General features: G+C 65.6%; 20 protein-coding genes. 12 read left to right on the top strand and 8 right to left on the bottom strand.

What is annotated here, in order from left to right:
- Nucleotides 1–6 precede the first annotated feature (6 nt).
- Nucleotides 7–1,194 carry a S41 family peptidase gene (locus tag FVD38_RS14490; protein WP_187271597.1) on the top strand — a complete coding sequence of 396 codons (1,188 nt, stop codon included), beginning with the start codon at nucleotides 7–9 and terminating at the stop codon, nucleotides 1,192–1,194.
- Here the strand turns inward: FVD38_RS14490 and FVD38_RS14485 are convergent.
- The 6 genes from FVD38_RS14485 to hmgA all read right to left on the bottom strand — a co-directional run bounded on the left by FVD38_RS14485 (nucleotide 1,191) and on the right by hmgA (nucleotide 8,046).
- Entirely contained in the window at nucleotides 1,191–2,543 is a 1,353-nt protein-coding gene (locus FVD38_RS14485) for an amino acid permease (protein ID WP_147935462.1), read from the bottom strand. The two genes, FVD38_RS14490 and FVD38_RS14485, sit on opposite strands and share 4 nt — an antisense overlap.
- 233 nt (nucleotides 2,544–2,776) lie before the next feature.
- The gene (locus FVD38_RS14480; RefSeq protein ID WP_147935461.1) at nucleotides 2,777–3,478 is read right to left on the bottom strand and encodes an MBL fold metallo-hydrolase; all 702 of its coding nucleotides are present in this window, start codon (nucleotides 3,476–3,478) and stop codon (nucleotides 2,777–2,779) included.
- A gap of 59 nt (nucleotides 3,479–3,537) precedes the next feature.
- A complete protein-coding gene (locus FVD38_RS14475) occupies nucleotides 3,538–4,341 on the bottom strand; it encodes a TlpA disulfide reductase family protein (protein WP_147935460.1) in 804 nt (267 codons plus the stop codon).
- A 55-nt stretch (nucleotides 4,342–4,396) separates the two neighbouring features.
- On the bottom strand, nucleotides 4,397–5,149 hold the full coding sequence (locus tag FVD38_RS14470) for an SDR family NAD(P)-dependent oxidoreductase (protein ID WP_147935459.1): 753 nt from the start codon (nucleotides 5,147–5,149) through the stop codon (nucleotides 4,397–4,399).
- Nucleotides 5,150–5,292: 143 nt separating this feature from the next.
- Entirely contained in the window at nucleotides 5,293–6,618 is a 1,326-nt protein-coding gene (locus FVD38_RS14465) for a hemolysin family protein (protein WP_147935458.1), read from the bottom strand.
- Between the two features lie 120 nt (nucleotides 6,619–6,738).
- The gene (gene hmgA / locus FVD38_RS14460; protein ID WP_147935457.1) at nucleotides 6,739–8,046 is read right to left on the bottom strand and encodes a homogentisate 1,2-dioxygenase; all 1,308 of its coding nucleotides are present in this window, start codon (nucleotides 8,044–8,046) and stop codon (nucleotides 6,739–6,741) included.
- 180 nt (nucleotides 8,047–8,226) lie between these two features.
- Between hmgA and FVD38_RS14455 the strand changes: the two genes are divergently transcribed.
- The 5 genes from FVD38_RS14455 to FVD38_RS14435 all read left to right on the top strand — a co-directional run bounded on the left by FVD38_RS14455 (nucleotide 8,227) and on the right by FVD38_RS14435 (nucleotide 12,552).
- A complete protein-coding gene (locus tag FVD38_RS14455; protein WP_147935456.1) occupies nucleotides 8,227–9,135 on the top strand; it encodes a LysR family transcriptional regulator in 909 nt (302 codons plus the stop codon).
- A gap of 34 nt (nucleotides 9,136–9,169) precedes the next feature.
- The gene (gene hppD, locus FVD38_RS14450; RefSeq protein WP_147935455.1) at nucleotides 9,170–10,276 is read left to right on the top strand and encodes a 4-hydroxyphenylpyruvate dioxygenase; all 1,107 of its coding nucleotides are present in this window, start codon (nucleotides 9,170–9,172) and stop codon (nucleotides 10,274–10,276) included.
- Between the two features lie 93 nt (nucleotides 10,277–10,369).
- A complete protein-coding gene (locus FVD38_RS14445) occupies nucleotides 10,370–10,723 on the top strand; it encodes a CidA/LrgA family protein (protein ID WP_147935454.1) in 354 nt (117 codons plus the stop codon).
- Nucleotides 10,716–11,453 carry an LrgB family protein gene (locus FVD38_RS14440; RefSeq protein WP_147935453.1) on the top strand — a complete coding sequence of 246 codons (738 nt, stop codon included), beginning with the start codon at nucleotides 10,716–10,718 and terminating at the stop codon, nucleotides 11,451–11,453. Before FVD38_RS14445 ends, FVD38_RS14440 begins: the two co-directional genes overlap by 8 nt.
- A 67-nt stretch (nucleotides 11,454–11,520) precedes the next feature.
- Nucleotides 11,521–12,552: a patatin-like phospholipase family protein gene (locus FVD38_RS14435; protein WP_229493670.1), complete on the top strand. Its 1,032-nt coding sequence runs from the start codon at nucleotides 11,521–11,523 to the stop codon at nucleotides 12,550–12,552.
- Nucleotides 12,553–12,608: 56 nt separating this feature from the next.
- Here FVD38_RS14435 and FVD38_RS14430 read toward each other — a convergent pair whose 3' ends face one another.
- Complete coding sequence (locus FVD38_RS14430; protein ID WP_147935451.1) at nucleotides 12,609–13,211, bottom strand: hemerythrin domain-containing protein; 603 nt, start codon at nucleotides 13,209–13,211, stop codon at nucleotides 12,609–12,611.
- 349 nt (nucleotides 13,212–13,560) lie between these two features.
- Between FVD38_RS14430 and FVD38_RS14425 the strand changes: the two genes are divergently transcribed.
- The 5 genes from FVD38_RS14425 to FVD38_RS14405 all read left to right on the top strand — a co-directional run bounded on the left by FVD38_RS14425 (nucleotide 13,561) and on the right by FVD38_RS14405 (nucleotide 17,766).
- Complete coding sequence (locus tag FVD38_RS14425) at nucleotides 13,561–14,562, top strand: manganese catalase family protein (protein ID WP_147935450.1); 1,002 nt, start codon at nucleotides 13,561–13,563, stop codon at nucleotides 14,560–14,562.
- Nucleotides 14,563–14,622: 60 nt separating this feature from the next.
- Nucleotides 14,623–15,531, top strand: a complete 909-nt coding sequence (locus tag FVD38_RS14420) for a ZIP family metal transporter (protein WP_147935449.1) — start codon at nucleotides 14,623–14,625, stop codon at nucleotides 15,529–15,531.
- 72 nt (nucleotides 15,532–15,603) lie between these two features.
- Complete coding sequence (locus tag FVD38_RS14415; protein WP_147935448.1) at nucleotides 15,604–16,203, top strand: TetR/AcrR family transcriptional regulator; 600 nt, start codon at nucleotides 15,604–15,606, stop codon at nucleotides 16,201–16,203.
- Between the two features lie 90 nt (nucleotides 16,204–16,293).
- Nucleotides 16,294–17,007: an SDR family oxidoreductase gene (locus tag FVD38_RS14410; protein WP_147935447.1), complete on the top strand. Its 714-nt coding sequence runs from the start codon at nucleotides 16,294–16,296 to the stop codon at nucleotides 17,005–17,007.
- Between the two features lie 78 nt (nucleotides 17,008–17,085).
- Nucleotides 17,086–17,766: a hypothetical protein gene (locus FVD38_RS14405; protein WP_147935446.1), complete on the top strand. Its 681-nt coding sequence runs from the start codon at nucleotides 17,086–17,088 to the stop codon at nucleotides 17,764–17,766.
- A 55-nt stretch (nucleotides 17,767–17,821) separates the two neighbouring features.
- On the opposite strand, the gene FVD38_RS14400 is transcribed toward FVD38_RS14405, so the two are convergent.
- On the bottom strand, nucleotides 17,822–19,165 hold the full coding sequence (locus FVD38_RS14400) for an MFS transporter (protein WP_147935445.1): 1,344 nt from the start codon (nucleotides 19,163–19,165) through the stop codon (nucleotides 17,822–17,824).
- 144 nt (nucleotides 19,166–19,309) lie between these two features.
- Between FVD38_RS14400 and cyoA the strand changes: the two genes are divergently transcribed.
- Nucleotides 19,310–20,317: a ubiquinol oxidase subunit II gene (gene cyoA / locus FVD38_RS14395; protein ID WP_147935444.1), complete on the top strand. Its 1,008-nt coding sequence runs from the start codon at nucleotides 19,310–19,312 to the stop codon at nucleotides 20,315–20,317.
- Nucleotides 20,318–20,319: the final 2 nt, after the last annotated feature.

The raw sequence follows: 20,319 nt of genomic DNA, 5'->3' as shown, positions 1-20,319 counted from the left end.
GATGGCGTGGCGCAGCCCATCAGCGCGGCGCAGTTTCGTGAAGATATCGCCTTCGTCCGCGCCATGATCGCGCGCATGCATCCGGATCCCGGCTTCTCGACCGATCCGCCGGCCGTGCACCACGCGCTCGACCGGATCTCGCACGATGCGCCGCCCACGCTCACGCGCGACGAAGCCTGGCAACGGCTTGCATCGATCAATCCGCTGCTCGCGGATGGTCATTTCTTGATCGGCTATCCGGACTGGCGCAAGGAGACGCGTGCGTGGCTGGCGGAGGGCGGCGGTCTGTTCCCGATCGAGGTAAACATCGATCCGGATGGCGCGCTCTATGTGTCTGCAACGCCGACCCGCGTCGTCTCCGTCAATGGCGTGGCCGCAGCGGAACTCGTGTCGACCCTGTCGTCCATGGTGCACGGCGATACGGCGCGCTTCCGGGCGAACCTGCTGGGCCAGCGCTGGTGGTTGTACTACTGGAAGAGGTTTGGCGCGCCCGAGGCCTACGAACTGGTACTGGAAGAGGAGGGCGTGCGGCGCACAGTGACCATGCCCGCTCGACAGACGCTACCGCGCATCCTGGAACACGAGGCACGGCAACCCTTCGATCTCGCCATTGGCCGGGATGGCAGCGCGGTGCTGACGGTCGACACTTTCAATATGGCCGATCCCGCGCCATTCCTGGCATTTGCGCGCGACGCCTTCGCCCGTATCCGCGCGCAGGGAGTGACCAGCCTGGTGATCGACATCAGCAAGAACGGTGGCGGGAACGACGCGGTGTGGCTGGATGGCTTGATGCCCTATCTGGCCACGCAGCCCTACCGGACCGGCTCGACCTACCGCGGCCTGGCGCGGGCTCCGGCGGGCGCGCCGGCCAAAGCGATGCTGGGCGAGATTGCGACCTGGCGCCAACCGCAGTCGGAAAACCCGCTGCGCTACGCGGGTAAAACCTATGTGCGTATCGGACCCGGCACGTATTCGTCCGCCATCCTGTTCGCCAACGTGATGCAGGATTTCGGCTTCGCCACGCTGGTCGGCGCGGGCGGCGCCGCCAGGCGGACGCAATCAGGAGGCATCCGCGACGTGGTGCTGCCGCATAGCGGCCTGGCGCTGACCCTGCCGCGCTTCATCCTGGACCCGCCTTCGGGTCGTGCGCCGGCGTCGCTTCTCGAAGGAGATGCGGCAGGTCCGGAAAATTAGTGGGTTTTGCGCCGCTCGCGCAGCCAGTAGCCCAGTCCGAGCACCGCCAGCCATACCGGAATCAGGAATACCGAGATGCGCAGGCCAGGCGTAAGCAGCATCACGACCAGCAGGAGGGCAACGAATCCCAGGCATACGTAATTTGACAGCGGGAACCAGGGGCTGCGGAAGGTCGTCGTCGCGCCGAGCGCCTCCTTGCTGCGGCGGAAGCGCAGGTGGCTCCACGAAATCATGGCCCAGTTCAGGACCAGGGCGGTCGTGGCCAGCGTCATCACCATGCCCAGCGCTTCGCGCGGCAGGAAATAATTGATCACGATCGCCGACCCGGTGGCCACGGCTGACACGCCCAGCGCCACCAGCGGCACGCCGCGCCGGTTGGTGTACTTCAGCGCCGCCGGCGCATTGCCCTGTTCGGCCAGGCCGAACAGCATGCGGCTGTTGGCGTAGACGCAGCCGTTATACACCGACAGCGCGGCGGTCAGCACGACCAGGTTGAGGACGTTGGCGACCCAGCCGCTGTCGAGCGCCTGGAAGATCAGCACGAAAGGACTGCCGCCGGTGACCACCTTCTGCCACGGATACAGCATCAGGAGCACGGCCAGCGCGCCGATGTAGAAGATCAGGATCCGGTACAGGGCGTTATTGGTGGCGCGCGGGATCGTGCGCGCCGGGTCGTCGGCTTCTGCGGCGGTAATGCCGATCAGTTCCAGGCCGCCGAAGGAGAACATGATCACCGCCATCGCCATCGCCAGGCCAGCCACGCCGTGCGGGAAGAAGCCGCCGTGCTGCCACAGATTGGCCACGCCCGCCTCGGGGCCGGCGCCGCCGCCGATCAGCAGGTAAAGACCGAACACGATCATGCCGACCACCGCGACCACCTTGATCACGGCGAACCAGAATTCCATCTCCCCGAACGCCTTCACGTTGAGCAGGCTGATGCAGTTGACCAGCACGAAGAAGCCGAGGGCCGAGACCCAGGTCGGCAGGTCCGGGAACCAGTACTGCATATAGATGCCGAGCGCGGTCAGTTCGGCCAGGCTGACCAGGATGTACATCACCCAGTAATTCCAGCCCGAGGCGAAGCCGGCCCAGCGTCCGCAGTACTTGTCGGCGAAGTGGCTGAAGGAGCCGGCTACCGGCTCGTCGACAATCATCTCGCCCAGCTGGCGCATGATCAGGAAGGCGACCGCGCCGGCGATCGCATAGCCCAGCAGCACCGAAGGGCCGGCCATCTGAATGGTCGAGGCGATGCCGAGGAAGAGGCCGGTGCCGATGGCGCCGCCGAGGGCGATCAGCTGGATGTGGCGGTTCTTGAGTCCGCGCTTGAGTTCGTTGTGCCCGTCGGCCATGGTCCGTCTCTTGGTCTTGCCAGAAAGACAGGGATTCTACTGCATCCTTTGGGCCAGGCAAACCTGCGCCGCGCGTTAGAGGTTCCGGCTATGCTGAGGTTATCCCACCATCGAAGGAGAAACCATGCGCAAGATGATCATGATGGCCCTGGCAGGCCTGATATGGAAACAGTTTCAAACGAAGGTCATGAAGCGCCCACCGGCGCCCAAACGCACCTGGCGCTACTGATTCATTACACGCTGTGCGGCAGGCCGAGATTGCGGTTTGCCGGCACGGCGACGTCCATCATCCGCGGGTGCGGCAGGTCGAGCGCCGCCATCAGCGCAACGAAATCCTCGCGGCTGCGGTTGGCCAGGCGCGCATTGTGGCGCCGCTCCCAGCCGATGGTCGACACCGACTGGCCCTTGTAGTCATGGCCCGGCCACACCCGCACATGGTCGTCGAGGGTGAACAGCTTGCGGGTGACGCTGTCGTACAGGCTGTCCGAGCTTCCGCTCTGAAAGTCGGTGCGGCCGCAGCCGTCGATCAACAGGGTATCGCCCGTAAACAGGTTTCCGCGCCACAGATAGCACATGCTGCCGGCCGTATGGCCGGGCGTGTGGATCACGGCGATGTGCTCGTGCAGGCCGAAGCGGATCTGGTCGCCGTCCTGCAGCTGCACTTCGGCCGGCGGGATGTCGCAGCCGCTCGGCACGCAGGCCTTGGCCCCCGTATGCTCGCGCAGGCGGCCGGCCGAGGTCACGTGGTCGGCATGGGCGTGGGTTTCCAGCACGTGGGTCAGGCGCAAGCCGAGGCGCTCGATATGGGCCAGGTCGCGCGTGAAATGGCGGTCGACCGGGTCGATGATGACGGCGTCATAGCTGCCCGGGGCGGCCAGGATATACGTAAAGGTCGACGATTCGGCGTCGAACAGCTGGATCGGATTGACTTGCATAGACATCTCCTCGGTTGCCGCGATGTTGTACCACAAGTCGCTCGCGGCGGGTAGCCAACTCATTGCAGGCTGGCCAGCTTGTCCCTCAGCGTCGCCTCTGACAGCTCGCCGACGTGACGCAGGCGCAGCTTGCCGCCGGCGTCGTAGAACAGGGTCGTCGGATAACCGGCGGCGCCGGTGCGCGCCGCGAGCTGCCCAGCCGGGTCGATCACCACGTTCTGCAGGCGCAGCTGCTGGGTGGCCAAAAAGCGCCGCACCACCGTGCCCGATTCGCCCTGGTTGACGAACACGAAGCCAATGTCGGGATTGGCCGCCTGAGCCGCCTGCATGGCGGGCATCTCGCGCCGGCACGGCGGACACCAGGTGGCCCACAGATTGACCACCAGCGGCCTGCCGCCCAGGCTGCGCAGCGCCACCTCGCTGCCATCGAGCTGGCGCACCATCAGGTCGGGCAAGGGCGGCCGCGGCGGCGCCAGCGCCTGGGCCGCCAGCAGGCCGCCGATCCAGACCGCGCCCCCGGCCAGCACGCTGGCCAGCAGCGGGCGCCGCAATTCGGCGCGGCGCCGTGTCAGTTCGGCGCCGATCACGCAGGCGACGATCAGGCCGGCCACCGGCTCGAAGCCGCCGTCGCGGATGTCCAGCGCGCTCCATGGCGCCTTGACGTAGATGTCGTGGTGCTTGAGCACGAACACGGCGCGCGCGGCGAGGAACCCAGCCACGATCATCCGCCACAGTACCGTGCCGGCGTCGAAGCCGCGCCGGCGGCGCAGCCAGTCGGCCGTGGTGGTCGCCGCCAGCAGGGCCAGCACGACCAGCACGGCCGATAGCGGAATGATGAGGGGGCCGAGCCTGACGACGTCCATGCTGCTCCTTGTGCGATCCAAAGCACAAGTATACGCGCTGGCCGGGCGCGGCGTGCTAGCTGATGTTCAGGCCGCCGTCGACGGCCAGCACCTGGCCGGTGATCCACCCACCCATCGTGCCGGCCAGGGCCACGATCGCCGAGCCGACGTCGTCCGGCTCGCCGCGCCGGCCCAGCGGAATGCGCGCGGCTTCGTCGGCCTTGACGGCCTGGATCTGGTCCGGCGTGAGCCCCATCCGCTCGGCCAGGAAGTCGGTCTCGGTCGGCCCGGCGGCGATCGCGTTGACGCGGATGCCGCGCGGCGCCAGTTCCAGCGCCCAGCAGCGTGTCAGGTGTTCCACCGCGGCCTTGCTGGCGCCGTAGTGGGACAGCAGGGCGCCGGCCTTGTGGCCGAAGGTGGACGACAGGTTGAGGATGAGGCCCTTGGATGCCTCCAGGTGCGGCAGCGCGGCGCGCGCCAGCAGCGACGGGCCGATGACGTTGACCTCGAAGATGTCGCGAATCTGCGCGGCGTCGGCGTCCGCCAGCGGCAGGATGGCGCCGGCTCCGGCATTGTTGACCAGGACGTCGAGGCGGCCATGGCGCTCGATGACGGTGGCGATCGTGCGCGGCGCGTCCTCGGCCTTGCCGGCGTCCGCCACGACATAGCTGATGCCTGGATGTTCGGCGGCGAGCGCCTGGAGCGGCGCCTCGCGCCGGCCGGTGACGACGACGCGCGCGCCGCCCTGTGCGAACTGAATTGCCGCGGCGCGGCCGATGCCGGCTGCGCCGCCGGTGATGAGGATGACGATATCCTTGTTTTGCTGCATGGTGCTTGCTCCTGCTGGGTTGGATGCGTGACCGGCCACGATCCTTCGTGGGCCTCACATCCAACCAGACGAGCCAGGAGCGGCTGGTGTGACATCGAAGCGCCTTCCTCTCTCAATTGAGAGAAGCGCATAGGGAGGGAAGATCAGGCCTCCTCGGCGGCCGGCTGCGGCGCGGGCAAGCGATCCACCAGGATGCGGTCGATGCGGTTGCCGTCCATGTCGACCACCTCGATCCGGTAGCCGCCCCATTCGAAGAACTCGGAGGTCTTGGGGATGTAGCCGAACTGGTACAGAACGAAGCCGGCCAGCGTATGATACGCGCCGGTCCCTTCATCCGGGAAGCGCACGTCGGTATTCATCAGGTCGCGGAAGCGGTCGAGGTCGACGCCGCCGTCGAGCAGCCAGCTGCCGTCCTGGCGCTGCACCGCATCCGGATCGTTCTCTTCGCCGATCACGGTGACGTCGCCCACAAGGGCGCTCATCACGTCGGACAGGGTGACCATGCCCTGGATATCGCCGTACTCGTCGACGATCAGGGCCAGTTCGGCGCGGTTCTTCTTGAACAGCTCGAGCAGCACCATGGCGCTCACGGTTTCGGGCACGAACAGGATGTCGGACACCGCATGCTCGATATTGACCGCCTCGAGCGAGCCATGGCGCACCGACTGCGCCAGCAGGTCGCGCACCTTCACGTAACCGAGAATCTGGGCACGGTCTCCGCGGTACACGGGGAAACGGCTGTAGGTGTGGCAGCTGATCAGTTCCAGGGTGCTGCGCCGCTCGGCGTCGAGGTCGATCATGACCAGGTCGACCCGCGGCGTCATGAGGGCCTTCAGGTGGCGGTCGTCCAGGCGCAGCGCGCGCGAGACGATGTCGTACTCGGTTTTCTCGAACAGGCCGGCGTCGGTGCCTTCCTTGAACATGCCGGCGATGTCTTCCTCGGTCGGCGCGTCTTCCTTGGCGTCGTGAATGCCGAACAGGCGCACGATCGCCTCGGTGGTGAGCGACAGCACCTTGACGAACGGCGACATGACCACCGACAGCATGTTCAGGGGCGGTGCGATCAGGGTCGCCATCGTCTCGGGATGGCGCATCGCGATGCGCTTGGGGACCAGTTCGCCCAGGACGATCGAGACGAAGGTAATCCCCAGCACCACCACGAACAGCGCGATCTCGTAGGCGTAGGGCGCCAGGAAGCCGACGGTCTCGATCTGCGGCGTCAGGCGCGACACCAGCGAGGCTTCGCCGAAGGCGCCGGTGAAGATGCCAATCAGGGTGATGCCCACCTGGACGGTGGACAGGAAATGGCTGGGATTGTCGGCCAGCGCGATCGCAGCGCGGGCGCCGCGGCTGCCTTCTTCGGCGCGCCGTTCCAGGCGCATGCGCTTGGCCGAGACGAGCGCGAGTTCGCTCATCGCGAACACCCCGTTCAACAGGATCAGAACGAGGATGATCAATATATCTGACATGCTGGGCTTGTGCCCCATGACCGGTCGTGCCGGGCCGTGGCCGGGCAGGCCACGATGGCCTGCCCGCGAATCATGGCATAAATGACAAAATCCGGGAACACCGCAGCGTGCGCTTGCGTGTCATGGCTCCAGGCTGAAGTGCTTGCGGATGCCGGCCCAGCACTGCTGGTAATCGCCCTGCAGCTGGGGCGAGGCCAGCGCCTGCGCGGTCGGCACGAGGGCGGCGCGGGTCTCGAACATGAAGGCCATGGTGTCGCCCACCTTGTGCGGGCGGCCGGTGTCGGCGCTGCTGGCCTTGTCGAAGGTGGCGGCGTCCGGGCCGTGCCCGCTCATGCAGTTGTGGATGCTGGCGCCGCCCGGCACGAAACCCTCGGCCTTGGCGTCGTAGGCGCCGTGGATCAGGCCCATGAATTCGCTGGCGACGTTGCGGTGGAACCAGGGCGGGCGGAAGGTGTCCTCGGCCGCCAGCCAGCGCGGCGGGAAGATCACGAAGTCGATCGTGTCCACGCCCGGCGTGTCCGACGGCGACTGCAGCACCAGGAAGATCGACGGATCCGGATGATCGTAGCTGATCGAACCGATCGTATTGAAGTGGCGCAGGTCGTATTTATAGGGGACGTAGTTGCCGTGCCAGGCCACGACGTCCAGCGGCGAGTGGCCGATCGGGGCGCGCCACAGGCGGCCGCCGAACTTGGTCACCAGCGTGAATTCGCCTTCAAGGTCTTCGTAGCGCGCCGTCGGCGTGAGGAAGTCGCGCGGGTTGGCCAGTCCGTTGGAACCGAGCGGGCCCAGATCGGGCAAACGCAGCAGGGCGCCGAAGTTCTCGCAGATATAGCCGCGCGCCTCACCGTCGGGGAGCTGCACCTGGAAGCGCACGCCACGCGGGATCACGGCGATTTCCTGCGGCGCCACCTCGATGAGGCCAAGTTCGGTCGCGATCGACAGCCTGCCCAGCTGCGGCACGATCAGGAGTTCGCCGTCCGAGTTATAAAAATAGCGGCCATCCATCGAGCGGTTTGCCGCGTACATATGGATGGCGCAGCCGGTCATCGCATCAAACGAGCCGTTGCCGGCCATGGTCACCCAGCCGTCGATGAAGTCGGTCGGCGCATCCGGCATCGGCAGCGGGCTCCAGCGCAGCTGGTTCGGCGGGGCAGGGGTGTCGAAGCGGCCTACCAGGCGTGGGGCATCCAGGGGCACGAAGCTGCCATGCACCGCCGCCGGACGGATGCGGTAGAGCCACGAGCGCCGGTTATGGCTGCGCGGGGCAGTGAAGGCGGTCCCGGACAGCTGCTCGGCATACAGGCCATAGGCCACGCGCTGCGGCGAATTGCGGTGCTGGGGCAGGGCGCCGGGCAGGGCTTCGGTGGCGAACTCGTTGCCGAAACCGCTCATATAGGCTGACGGATGGCCGGGCTCGTGGCTCATGGGGTCTCCTGGACGGTAGATAGTATCTTTGATGGCGCCACTCTAGAATAATCCGCCATGTTTTACGAGATGAATAGAAAAATGTAGACTATTCATATCATAAATATTGCTGTTCGGGCGACCGTCCGGGCGTGGACAATGCGTTTCTATTGCCGGACCGGCCGGCAGCCCGGGAAATCCATGATCGAAGCACACGATATCGACCTGAATCTGCTGGCCGTGTTCCAGGAGGTGTACAGGGAGCGCCAGATCTCGTCGGCCGCGCGGCGTCTGGGGCTGTCGCAGTCGGCCGTGAGCAATGCGCTCGCGCGGCTGCGCCGCAGCTTCGGCGACGAGCTGTTCGTGCGCACCGCCAGCGGCATGCAGCCGACCCCGCTGGCGAGCCAGATGGCCGAACCGATCGGGGCCGCGATGGCGCAGGTGGCGCTGGCGCTGAACCAGCGCAGCCGTTTCGAGCCGGCTACCAGTAACCGGCGCTTCATGCTGGCCATGACCGACGTGGGCGAAGTGTATTTCATGCCGACGCTGATCGAGCGCTGCCGCCAGTTGGCGCCCCAGGTCGAGATCAGCTCGGTGCGAGTGGGGATGCTGTCGCTCAAGGAAGAGATGGAAGGCGGGCGGGTCGACCTGGCGGTGGGGCCGTTCGAGGACGTGTCCGAGGCGCTGTACCAGCGCCATTTGTTCAGGCAGCCGTTCGTGGCGATGTTCCGCAAGGGGCACCCGCTGGCGCGGGGCGAGCTGACCCTGGCGCGCTTCGCGCAAGCCGAACATTTGCTGGTGGACGCGGCAGACAGTCCCTACGACCGGGTCAACGCGGCGCTGGCCAGGGCCGGCATCGGGCAGGCGACCCGCTATCGGGTGCCGCATTTTACGGCGGTGCCGTATATCGTGAGCACCAGCGACCTGGTCGTGACGGTGCCGCAAAAACTGGCCGAGCGCGCGGCCGTGCCGTTCGGGCTCGAGTGGGCGACGCCGCCCCTCGACCTGCCGCCGCTGCAAACGAATATTTTCTGGCACCGCCGCTTCAACCAGGATCCGGGCAACCAGTGGTTGCGGGGCCTCCTGGCCGACGTGTTCGCGGAAACGTGAGTCAACAAGAGTCAACTAAATAAAGGAAGAGACAATGGCAGACCTGTTCGAAAATCCGATGGGCCTGATGGGCTTCGAGTTCGTCGAGTTCGCATCGCCCACGCCGGGCGTGCTGGAACCGGTGTTCGAAGCGCTCGGCTTCACCAAGGTCGCGGTGCACCGCTCGAAGGACGTCGTTTTGTTCCGCCAGGGCGGGATCAACTTCATCGTCAACAACGAACCGAAGAGCTACGCGGCCTACTTCGCGGCCGAGCATGGCCCGGCGGCCTGCGGCATGGCCTTCCGCGTCAAGGACGCGCACAAGGCCTATGCGCGCGCGCTGGAACTGGGCGCCCAGGCGGTCGAGATCCCGACCGGCCCCATGGAACTGCGCCTGCCGGCCATCAAGGGCATCGGCGGCGCGCCGCTGTACCTGATCGACCGTTTTGACGAAGGTGCCAACGTCGGTAAATCGATCTATGACATCGATTTCGAATTCATCGCCGGCGTCGACCGCAACCCACCGGGCCACGGCCTGTCCATCATCGACCACCTGACCCACAACGTCTACCGCGGCCGCATGTCCTACTGGGCCGGTTTCTACGAGAAGCTGTTCAACTTCCGCGAAATCCGCTACTTCGACATCAAGGGCGAGTACACCGGCCTGACCTCGAAGGCAATGACGGCGCCGGACGGCATGATCCGCATTCCGCTGAACGAAGAAGGAAAAGCGGGTGGCGGCCAGATCGAAGAGTTCCTGATGCAGTTCAACGGCGAGGGCATCCAGCACATCGCCCTGCTGACCGACGACCTGATCGCCACCGTCGACAAGCTGCGCGCCGCCGGCGTGCCGCTGATGGCGCCACCGCCGGACACCTATTACGAGATGCTGGACGAGCGCATCCCGGGCCACGGCCAGGATGCCGACGCGCTGAAGGTGCGCGGACTGCTGCTCGACGGCGCCGTCAAGGATGGCCATGCGCGTCTGCTGGTGCAGATCTTCGGCGTGCCGCAGCTGGGCCCCGTGTTCTTCGAGTTCATCCAGCGCAAGGGCGACGACGGTTTCGGCGAAGGCAACTTCAAGGCCTTGTTCGAATCGATCGAGCGCGACCAGGTCAAGCGCGGCGCCATCGCCGGCGCAGCTGCCACGGCCGAGGCGTAATACAGGCGCCGCGCACGCGGCGGCGCTGGATTTGCTATCCTGCACACTTTTCGGCGGCCCTTGCGGTCGCCGTCTTGCGTCAGGAGTAGAGGTATGCTGGCTGCGTTCGCGGTCCTGTTGTTGTTCCAGTGCCTGGGCGAAGGCATCGTATTCGTCTTCCACCTTCCCTTGCCGGGACCGGTCGCCGGGATGCTGTTGCTGATGGTGGCGCTGCTGGCCATGCCCAAGCTCCAGGCGCTGGTCGAACAAGCCGCCAATACGTTGCTGTCGCACCTGTCGCTGCTGTTCGTGCCGGCCGGCGTCGGGATCCTGGTCGCGGCAGGCAGCGGCAGCGGCCACTGGATCGCCATCCTGGCCTCGCTCGTGGTCAGCACCGTGCTGGCCCTGGCCGTCACTGGCCTGATCCTGCGCGGGATGGGCGACGCCAGGAAGGACGGCGATGCCTGATTTCGCCGAGTTCAGCCATTTCTGGGTCTATCTTTCTGCCTCGCCCCTGCTGGGCCTGACCATGACCCTGTGCGCCTACCTGGCAGCGCAGCGCATCTTCGTCCTGTGCAAGGCGTCGCCGCTGGCCAATCCGGTGGCGATCACGGTCGCGCTAGTCGTGGCCGTGCTGTGGCTCACCGGGATGTCGTATGAGCGCTATTTTGCCGGCGCCCAGTTCGTCCACTTCTTGCTTGGACCGGCCACCGTGGCGCTGGCGGTGCCGCTGGTGCGCCAGCTGCCGCGCCTGCGCCGCGCCGCCTTGCCGCTGGGCGCGGCGCTGCTGGCCGGCAGCGTGACGGCCATCGTGTCGGCCGTGGTCGTGGCGCTGCTGCTCGGCGCCACGCCGGAGCTGGCCTATACGCTGGGGCCGAAATCGGCCACCTCGCCGATCGCGATGGCGGTGGCCGAGCGGCTAGGGGGCATCCCGGCGCTGACCGCGGCGCTGGTGATCGGCACCGGCATCTTCGGCGCCGTGTTCGGGCGCTACGTGTTCAAGCTGCTGGGTATTCGTTCGGACGCCGCCTGCGGCTTCGCGCTGGGCCTGGCCTCGCACGGCATCGGCACGGCGCGCGCCTTCCAGGTCAGCCCCGAGATGGGCGCTTTCGCCGGCCTGGCGATGGGCCTGAACGGCGCGCTCACAGCGCTGCTGGCGCCGTGGCTGGTACCGCTCGTGATGGCGTGGATGTCCTGAAGCTACGCTGCGCCGCAACATCGGGCGCCGCGTTAAGCTCACTCCATCAATCACGATGGAGCAGACCTTGACGACCTACAAGACGATCAGCCTCGCCATCCAGGGCGGGGGAACCTACGGGGCCTTCGGTTGGGGCGTGCTCGACCGGTTGCTGCAAGAGGACGACCTGGTCATCGACGCCCTGAGCGGCTCGAGCGCCGGCGCCATCAATGCGGTCGTGGTGGCCGACGGCTACGCGCGCGGCGGCGGTCGCGAAGGCGCGCGCCGCGCGCTCGACCGCTTCTGGCGCACCCTCGGCAGCGCGGCGACCCTGAGTCCGCTGCAGCGCACGCCGCTCGACCGCATGGCGCCCACCTTCACCATGGCATTTTCGCCGGCCTACCACCTGCTCGAAATGATGGGCGCGATGATGGGGCCGGTGCGTGAAGGTCCGCTCACCCTCAATCCCTTACGTAATTTCCTTGCCACCATGATCGACTTCGACCGGGTGCGCGACTGCGAGGAGCTGCAGGTGTTCATCGCCGCGACCAATGTACGGACCGGCACCGGCAAGCTGTTCCGGCGAGAAGAGATGGACGTGCAGCGCCTGGTGGCCTCGGCCTGCCTGCCGACGGTATTCGCGGCGGTCGAGGTCGATGGCGAGATGTATTGGGACGGTAGTTATGTCGCCAATCCGCCGCTGGAGCCGCTGGTGCGGCATTCAGCTGCCAGCGACCTGATCATCATTCAGAACAATCCGATCGCGCGCAGCGAGATGCCGACCAATATCGCCGACATCGCCAATCGCTCGAACGAGATCGCCTTCAATATCAGCTTCGTGCGCGAGGTCAGCGCCCTGCAATATTTGAGCGGGGTGCCCGACGAGAGCCGCGGCGCAGGCGCGGCGCCCAACACCAAGCACCTGCATCTGATCAGCGGAAACGAGTTTTTGCAGGACCACGGTATGTCGGCCAAGATGAATGCCGAGATGCCCTTCCTGCAGATGCTGCACGACCAGGGCGTCAAGACCGCCGACCGCTGGCTGAAGGAGCAGGGCGCCCATCTCGGGGTCAAATCGACCCTCGACCTGATGCCGGTATTTTTCCCCGACCAGATCTGAGATAAAACGCCGCCGGTCTTGCGAGCGGCGGCGTCATCGGTAACCGGAAGAGACGGTCAGGTATTCGCCGGCTGCGTCTTCCAGGTGTTCTTCTTCGGCTTGAGCGCGAACGCCGCCAGCAGGGCGCCGGCCACGCCCACCACCATTGCCGCCGTGCTGCCCGAGAAGCCGACGAGGTGTTCCTTGGCCAGCTTGCCGGCCTTCGGTCCCACCAGCTGCATGCGGCGGCGTGTCATGTCGGCGCCCAGTTCGGACAGGCGCTGTTTGCCCAGGATCGCCTCGGCGTCCGGCAACAGCTTGGTTTCCTCTTCCGCGACGTGGTGCATCACGTCGCGCATCAGTTCCATCACCAGGCGGTCGTGGCGCGGATCGGCGCCGGAGGTGGCGCGTAGTTCGGCGATCAGGCGGCGCATTTCATCGTGCTCGGGCTCGGCTTCGTGGATGAAGGGCTCACTGCCGTCGCGCTGGCGCATGACGGGATAGAAGATCTCTTCCTCGAGCGTGGCGTGGATCTCCAGGCCATCGCAAATCGTGTCGGCCAGGGCCTTCTTGACGGTCGGGCTCTTGTCTTTCGAGTATTGGTGGAAGGTGACCATCACATGCGAGTGGTCGAAGCGGATCATGTCGGTAATGCTTGGGCTCAGTTGCTTGAGATTCATGGTAATACCCCCGTTCGTGATTGTTTGAACAATATGGTAGTCCTGGCCTGCGCGCCATGACTGTAGGCGCGCGTGCCGGTGGGGTGTCAGTGCGGGGCGCACACAGCGGCGCACTTGGTACGACGCATGCGATGACAGGCGAGGTGATTGGAGGATTGTTTATCTGGAATAACAGATTGTCACATTTATCCTACACGGACACGGGAGTGCTCCTGACTGAAATCGCACGGTCGACCTGAGAACATGCATGCATTGGGTTGCCGATCCCGGCGGCGACCCGTCCCAGGCAGCGTTACGCAGGATGCGTCGCTGCCGCTTTGATTTCTCACTTCAATCGGAGATTCCTGTCATGTTTGCACACAATAAGCGCTTGCAATATACAGTCCGGGTCAGCGGACCGAACCCCGGTCTGGCCAACCTGATGCTCGAGCAGTTTGGCGGTCCGCAGGGCGAACTGGCTGCCGCCATGCGCTACTTCACCCAGGCGGTGGCCGAAGACGACCCAGGCCGCAAGGACATGCTGTTCGATATCGCGACCGAGGAACTGAGCCACCTCGAGGTCATCGGCCACATCGTTGCCATGCTCAACAAGGGCGCCAAGGGCCGCCTGGCCGAGGCCGCCGAGGAAGAAGCCGAGATGTACAAGTCGATCACCGGCGCCGGCAACGACAGCCATATCACGCAGGTGCTGTATGGCGCCGGCGCGCCGCTGACCAACTCCGCCGGCGTGCCGTGGACGGCCGCCTATATCGACTCGATCACCGAGCCCACCGCCGACCTGCGCTCGAATATCGCGGCCGAAGCCCGCGCCAAGATCGTCTACGAGCGCCTGATCTCCCTGACCGACGATCCGGGCGTGAAGGACGCTCTGGGCTTCCTGATGACGCGCGAAGTCGCCCACTTGAAATCGTTCGAAAAGGCGCTGTACTCGATGGAGCCGAATTTCCCACCCGGTAAAATGCCGGTGGTGCCGGCCTTCGCCAGCGTCTACTACAATATGTCGCAGGGCGATGGCGAGATGCGCGGCTCCTGGAACCAGGGTCCCGACTGGGACTTCATCAGCGATCGCGAAAAGCAGATGGCGGTCGATGGCGGCTCGGGCCAGGCCGAAGTGGCCTTGCCGAACGAAGACATCGACATCCTCCAGCAGATGGCTGCGCGCACGATTTCGAACCCGGCGGCAACCCCTCGTACGGGGGCCGAGTTGGGCATGATGCAATCGGCAAGCGGTGGTACTATTGCCAACGCGGGCGATGAATCCAAAGGCCAGGCCACGGTCGCTTCGATGGGTGGACCGCTGGACGATACCGGCATCGGCAATCCGATGGGTAGCGGCAAGCCGCTGAAGTAATCCCCGGCGCCGGGGTCGCGCGCGATATGCGGCCCCGGTGCAGTATTTACAGGAAGATGCATGGACATCCAGACCGAGAAAACTGAACACCCACGTAGCCTTCCGCGCTGGCTGACCCCACGCCGCGCCATCGGTTTCGGCATTTGCGCCATCGGCTTCCTCGTCCTGCTCGGCAGCATGATCGAGCAGATCATGAATGCCAATCCCAAGATGCTGGCGGCCCTGGCGGGCGGCAGCACCGCGGCGGCCGCGACCGCGCTGGGCACCTTGCCGGTCCTGTTCGCACAGAATTTCACCAAGCGCACCTACGATTGCTTCCTCGGCTTCGGCGCCGGCGTCATGCTCGGCGCCACTGCCTTTTCCCTCGTGATCCCCGCCCTGAGCGCCGCCAAGACGGCCGGCGCCGGCAACTGGGAATCGAGCCTCATGGTCGGCGCCGGCATCATGTTCGGCGCCGGCGCCATCCTGCTGCTCGGCCGCGCGGTGCGCACCGAGGGCATCCTGACCAACGATCCCGACAAGGTATCGCTGCGCCGCGCCTGGCTGTTCGTGTGGGCCGTAGCCCTGCACAACCTGCCCGAAGGCCTGGCCATCGGCGTGGCCTTCGCCGGCATCGACGTCGAAAAAGCCACCTCGCTCGCCACCGGCGTGTCGATCCAGGACGTGCCCGAAGGCCTGGTGGTGGCGCTGGCGCTGCACGCCGTCGGCTACAGCCGCCTGACCGCGGTGGCCATGGGCGTGGCCTCGGGCCTGGTCGAGCCGATCGCCGCCGTGTTCGGCGTGGCGCTCATCGGCATCTCGGCCGGCCTGCTGCCGTATGCGCTGGCTGCCGCCGCCGGCGCCATGCTGCTGGTGATCGTCAACGACGTGATCCCCGAGTCGCGCCAGTCAGGCAACGGGACCCAGGCCAGCATCGCGCTGATCTTCGGCTTCATCCTGATGACGGTGCTCGACACGGCGCTGTCGTGACATCCGGACACGGTTGACCAGCATGGTGGGATGGTCGTAGGATAAAGATCATCCCATTCCTCCATTCACGGCATGACCATCCCCTCCAAACGGGAACAAACCCATCAGCGCATCCTCGACGTCGCGGCGCGCGCGCTGCGCCGCAGCGGTTTCGCGGGCGTTGGCGTGGCCGACGTCATGAAGGGCGCCGGCCTGACCCACGGCGGCTTCTATGCCCACTTCGACTCGCGCGAGGCCTTGCTGGTCGAGGCGCTCGAGCATGGCGATGCGGCGTCCACTGCCAATCTCGAGCGCCGCGCGGCCGCCTTGCGCGAGGACGGCGCCAGTCCGCTGGCGGCGCTCATCACTGCTTACCTTTCCGAAGAACACCTAACGGCCCATGAATCGGGCCTGGGCTGTGTGGTCGGTGCCCTCGGCTCGGAGATGGCGCGCCAGGAAGCGCCGCTGCGCGCGGTCGCGCGCAGCCGCATCGAACGGCTGGTAGGGCAGGTCCAGGCGGCGCTGGAACAAGAAGGGCGCAGCGACACCGCTGGCCAGGCCCTGGCGCTGGCTGGCGCCATGGTCGGCGCCCTACAAATTGCGCGCACCTTCGGGCCCGACCCGCAAGGCAGTGCGATGCTGGCGGCCAGCCGGCAAGCCTTGCTGACCCAGTACGCATGCCAGCCTGCCTGAATCCCAGCCTGTCAGTACGCGTTCGTTTTTCTGGACTAAAATATGATGATCGTCATATTTAATGACGCCCACAACCAGAAAGGGATAGCCATGAAACTCGACAATGCCACCGTCCTCGTCACCGGCGCCAATCGCGGCCTGGGCCTCGAATTCGCCCGCCAGGCGCTCGCACGCGGCGCCAGGAAGGTCTATGCGGGGGCGCGCGATCCCGCCAGCGTTACCCTGGCCGGTGTCACCCCGGTGCAGCTTGACGTCACGGATGCGCGCAGCGTGGCCGCGGCGGCGCGCGAGCTGGGCGACGTCGACCTGGTGATCAACAATGCCGGCATCGCCCATTTCCAGCAGGTGCTGGCGGATGGCGTGGAGGACTCGCTGCGGGCGATGCTGGAGACGAATGTGTTCGGCATCCTGGGCATGAGCCGGGCCTTCGCGCCGGTGCTGGGCCGCAACGGTGGCGGCGCCATCCTCAACGTGCTGTCGGTGGCGAGCTGGATCAGCTCGCCGGCGCTGGCGGCCTACGGGGTGTCGAAGTCGGCGGCCTGGGGGCTGACCAATGCCGTGCGCAATGAACTGCGCGAGCAGGGCACGCAGGTACTGGCATTGCACGTCGGCTTCATCGACACCGACCTGACGCGCGACATCTCCATGCCCAAGTTGGCGCCGTCCACCGTGGTCGACCGCGGCTACGCGGCGCTGGAAGCGGGCGCCGACGAAGTCATGATCGACGAACTCACGCAGGCGGTGAAGGCCGGACTCTCGAGCGTGCCAGGCATTTATACCGAGGTCAGGCGCAACAATGCGTGAGAAATAGCCGCCCGGCGGCGGCTATACTCGGGCCCTATGCCCCCAAACCGCCTACTGACCCAATATCCGCACAGCCGCATGACGGGCCTGGTCGTCACGCTGCTGGTCCATGCGGCGCTGGTGGCCACCTGGCAGCAGGCGCGCAAGCTGCGGCTGCCCGTGCAGGGCGAGGCGGAGTTCGTCCAGTGGGTGAGGGTGCAGCCGCGCCTGCCAGAGGCGGCGGCGGTCGAGGCGGCTCCTGACCGGCCGCGCGTGCATGCCGCGCCCGGGCCGAGCGCGGCCTCTGCTCCCCCTGCGCCGGCACCGGAGGCAATTGCAGCCGCCGCTCCGGTCGAGGTCGTGACCGCCCCGGCGGCGGCGGCGGAGCCGGCCGCCGGCACTGCACGCCAGATGATCGAACAGGCCATGCGCGACGCCGGCGCCGTCGACCGTGCCGTGCGCAAGGACAGCAAGCCGACCATCGTCGCCCCGCGCGACAGCCCGCAGATCCGCATGGCGAACAAGTTCAGGGAAGCCGCTGCGCTGGCGCCGAACAAGTGGTACGAGGGGCCCAAGATCGTCGAGCTTGTGAACGACGGCGGCGATGGGGCGCGCCGCTTTCGGGTCGTGACGCCGCTCGGCATCTACTGCATCACCGAGCGCTCGCCCGCCACGAGCATCGACATGATCGAAAAACACGGCAAGCAGCGGATCACGAACTGTGGCCACGAACACGAACAGCCGGTCAATCCCCAGGAGTGGCGCACCGCGCGCGACTAGCCCAAAAAAAGACGGCCCCGCAGGGCCGTCGTCGTTTCACGCTAAGCGACAATCATCAGTCGCGAATCTCCAGCTTGCGGTTCAGGCTCAGTGCCGCCAGCGAGGCCACGGCGCCCGACAGCAGGTAGAGGCTGACATAACCCAGGCCAAAGTGCGCCGACAGGCCGAGGGCGACCAGCGGTGCGAAGGCCGCGCCGACCAGCCAGGCGAGGTCCGACGTCAGCGCCGCGCCGGTGTAGCGGAAGTGCTTCAGGAAGTTCGAGGTCGTGGCGCCCGCTGCCTGGCCGTAGGAGAAGCCGAGCAGGGTGAAGCCGATCAGGATGAAGGCATTCTGGCCGCCGGTACCGCTATCGAGCAGGAACGGGATCGAGGCCGAATACAGGGCGATCAGCGCCGCGGCGGTGCCGAGGGTGGTGCGGCGACCCAGCTTGTCGGCGACGACGCCCGAGATCAGCATGGCGATCGCCGCGAGGCCGGCGCCCCACATCTGGACGTGCAGGAACTCATCCATCGGACGGGTATCGTACAGCTGGATCCAGGACAGCGGGAACACGGTCACCAGGTGGAACAGGGCGTAGCTGGCCAGGGCAGCCATGGCGCCGATGGCGATATTGCTGCCTTGCTTGCTCACCAGTTCGCCGACCGGGGCCGGATCGAGGTGGTGCGAGTCGAGCAGGCGCGAATACTCGGGCGTGCTGGCCAGGCGCAGGCGGGCGAAGGTGCCGACCACGTTGATGGCGAAGGCGACGAAGAACGGGAAGCGCCAGCCCCAGGTCAGGAAATCTTCTTCGGCCGTATAGGTGATCAGGAAGGCGAAAATGCCGGCCGCGATCACGAAGCCAAGCGGTGCGCTCAATTGTCCGAGCATGGCGTACCATCCGCGCTTGTTCTCGGGTGCGCTAAGAGCCAGCAGCGAAGGCAGTCCATCCCACGAACCACCCTGGGCGAAACCCTGGGCGATGCGCAAGGCTGCCAGCAGGACGATCGCGGTGGCGCCGATTTCACTATAGCTCGGGAGCATGGCGATGACGACGGTGCTGGTACCCATCATGAGCAGGGAAATGCCGAGCTTCATGTCGCGGCTCCAGCGCTTCTGGATCGCCATGAACGCGACCGTGCCGATCGGTCGTGCTATGAAGGCGAGCGCGAAGATCGCGAAGGAATACAGGGTGGCGTCGAGCCGGTCCGCCCATGGGAAGAAAATGGCGGGGAAGACGAGTGCCGACGCGATTGCGTACGTGAAGAACTCGAAGTATTCGGCCGACCGGCCGATGACGACGCCAACGGCGATGTCACCGGGATCGACGTGCGCATCCCTGGCGTTGATGTTGCGAGCCCCGCTGTGCGGGTGTGTGATTGGAGCGGCCCCTGCGCCGCCGTACGTCGTCGTGCTTTGCATATTGTGTTCTCCAGAGAAGTCGACGGTCGCCACTGTTGTTAAAATTGCACTCCGGCAAAGGTGGGACAATGTGTCCAATGTTCTTTGGCGACCGTTGGCATTACAGTAGCATGTTCTCCTTCCATGTAACGTTAGATACCTAGCATGATTCCTAAAATTGTCCGCCGCGGACTCCCATTACTTTCGCTTGCAGCGCTGGCCGGCTGCAATACGGTCGTAATGAATCCCACCGGTGATATTGCGAAGCAGCAGGCCGATCTGATCACCATATCGGTTGTGCTGATGTTGTTGATTATCGTCCCTGTGATGATCTTGACTGTCCTGTTCGCCTGGCGCTATCGCAAGAACGCCAACGCGAAGTACGAACCCGATTGGGACCACTCGACCAAGCTCGAGCTCATCATCTGGGGCGCACCGCTCCTGATCATCATCGTCCTTGGCCTGATCACCTGGGTCAGCACCCACAAGCTCGATCCTTACCGTCCGCTCGAACGCCTGGACGAACACCGTCCGATCCCGGCATCGACCAAGCCACTCGAAGTGCAGGTCGTGGCGCTGGACTGGAAATGGCTGTTCATCTATCCAGAGCAGGGCATCGCCTCGGTCAACCAGCTGGTGACCCCGATCGATACCCCGATCCGCTTCAAGATGACGGCATCGACCGTGATGAACACCTTTTATATTCCGACGCTGGCCGGCATGATCTACACGATGCCCGGCATGCAGACCGAATTGAACGCTGTGCTCAACAAGACCGGTGACTACCACGGCCTGTCGGCCAACTTCAGCGGCGACGGTTTCTCGCACATGAAGTTCGCCTATAAAGGCGTCACCAACGAAGAGTTCAACACCTGGGTGCAGGAAATGAAGGCCAATCCAGCCGTCCTGGATCGCGCCGACTACCTGGTGCTGGAAAAGCCGACCGCCAAGGAGGCCGTGCGCCACTACGGCCAGGTCGAGCCTGCGCTGTTCAACCGTGTCGTCAACCGCTGCGTGGCGGAAGGCACCATGTGCATGAACCAGCAGATGCACGAAGACGACAAGCGCAACCAGATGGCCGCCGCTATCCGCCAGCAATCAAAGGGTGGCAAGTCGCAGCTGGCGGAAGCACTGGAAATGTGCGTCGCTCCTATTAATACCTTGATGAAGTAATC

Source organism: Massilia arenae (assembly GCF_008014745.1).
GTDB lineage: Bacteria > Pseudomonadota > Gammaproteobacteria > Burkholderiales > Burkholderiaceae_D > Telluria > Telluria arenae.
This window is presented reverse-complemented; position numbering and strand designations above follow the sequence as displayed.